The sequence below is a fragment of the Bacillus sp. LR--39 genome (assembly GCF_053613335.1).
Genome location: NZ_JBSIOT010000118.1, coordinates 1 through 1,542 on the forward strand (window position 1 = coordinate 1; position 1,542 = coordinate 1,542).

Below are 1,542 nucleotides of genomic sequence, written 5' to 3' on the forward strand. Positions count from 1 at the left end.
TATTTAAACCAGCTTTACTTCGGACACGGGGTCTACGGCATACAAGCGGCGTCCCACTATTATTTTAATAAAGAAGTAAAAGATTTGACTGTATCTGAAGGCGCTGTTTTGGCCGCTATTCCGAAGGCGCCTTCTACGTACTCTCCGATTTTGCATCCTGATAAAAATAAGGAGCGGCGTGATACAATTCTAGGTATGATGAATGACCAAGGCTATATCAGTGCGAAAGAGGCTGTCACCGCACAGGGCCGAACGCTTGGACTGCATGTGAAGAAACAGTCGGAAACACCTTGGTTTGACAGCTACATTGACCTTGTGATCAAAGAGGCGGAGGACAAGTATTCCATTTCTGGGGAGCAGCTTCTTCAAGGCGGATACACGATCAAGGTGCCGCTCGATTCGAAGCTGCAGAAGACGGCTTACCAGGTGATGAAAGAGGATAGCTATTATCCCGGAACAGATCAGAATGCCGAGGGAAGCGCGGTCTTTATTAATAACAAGACAGGCGGTGTAGAAGCGGCCATCGGCGGAAGGGATTACACATCCAAAGGATATAACCGCGTCACAGCTGTCCGCCAGCCGGGTTCCACATTTAAGCCGCTTGCCGTATACGGACCGGCGATGCAGGAAAAGAAATTTAAGCCATATTCCCTATTGAAGGATGAGTTGCAGTCCTACGGAGATTATACGCCGAAAAACTACGACAGCAGGTATGAGGGCGAAGTCACTATGTCTGACGCCATTACGTACAGCAAAAACGCGCCGGCTGTCTGGACGCTGAATGAGATCGGCGTCGAAACAGGAAAATCTTATTTGAAAGCAAACGGCATTGATATCCCTGATGAAGGCCTTGCTCTTGCTCTAGGCGGCTTGGAAAAAGGCGTTTCGCCGCTCCAGCTTGCCGGCGCGTTTCATACATTTGCCGCGAATGGAACGTATACTGAACCCTTCTTTATCTCGAGCATAATAGATGAAGACGGAGAAACAATAGCCGATCATAAAGAAGAAGGAAAGCGGGTATTCAGCAAGCAGACGTCTTGGAATATGACGAGAATGCTGCAGCAGGTAGTCAAAAAGGGAACGGCTACGTCCGGCACCTATCACGGCGACCTGGCGGGAAAAACAGGTTCTACATCTTATACAGGCGTCTCCGGCGCGACAAAGGACGCCTGGTTTGCAGGCTATACGCCGAAAATAACCGGGGCAGTCTGGATGGGCTATGACAAAACGGATCAAAACCATTATTTGAAAGCCGGGAGCTCATACCCGACGCGGCTGTTTAAGGATATTTTGACACAGGCAGGAGAAACCGGTCATGTGTTCACAAAGCCTAAAAACGTTAAAGAACTGGAAAGCCCGATTGAGCTGAAGCCGGTCAAAACACTCACAGCCGATTACACATTTAAAGCAGCGGGGCTCTTTACTATTGAATTAAAGTGGGACGCTCAAGAGGATGATCGGGCCGTATACAGAATTTATGTAAACAAGGACGGCGAGGAGACGCTTCTTGATTCGGTTGAAGGGAAGGGAAGCTATGAAATT

Annotated in this window: 1 protein-coding gene; it reads left to right on the forward strand. The window is 48.6% G+C overall.

What is annotated here, in order from left to right:
- Positions 1–1,542 (forward strand): transglycosylase domain-containing protein (locus ACWHAR_RS20925; RefSeq protein WP_452087704.1); only part of this gene is annotated, 1,542 nt, incomplete at both ends.